Origin of the sequence: Bacillus sp. SIMBA_154 (assembly GCF_046536015.1) — a bacterium.
GTDB lineage: Bacteria > Bacillota > Bacilli > Bacillales > Bacillaceae > Bacillus > Bacillus pumilus_P.
Window position 1 is genome coordinate 1 of record NZ_JAWJBV010000313.1, and the last position, 267, is coordinate 267.

General features: G+C 39.0%; 1 protein-coding gene. It reads right to left on the reverse strand.

Translation table 11 applies throughout. The annotated features are described in order from the left end of the window. Positions 1-267, reverse strand: a 267-nt coding sequence (locus R0K30_RS22180) for a family 20 glycosylhydrolase (protein WP_410613023.1), incomplete at both ends; no start/stop codon positions are given.

The following is a 267-nucleotide window of genomic DNA, read 5'->3' on the forward strand; positions in this document are numbered from 1 at the left end:
GTTGAATCAAGGCACACATTAACAGAGTTATCTGTATAATTTTGTACTGTTAAATATTCAGACGTATCACCCTGCTCAGAGAGTAAAAACGCGTTTGCTTGCTTCGGCTTACCCTCTGCCATAAGTTTATTGTATCTGCCTTCCATTGATTTAATTGCTGCTCGGGCATGGCCAGGCATATCAACTTCAGGAATAATCTCAATATGGCGAGCTGCAGCGTATTTTAGAATTTCAACAAAATCATCTTTACTATAAAAACCATTGCCC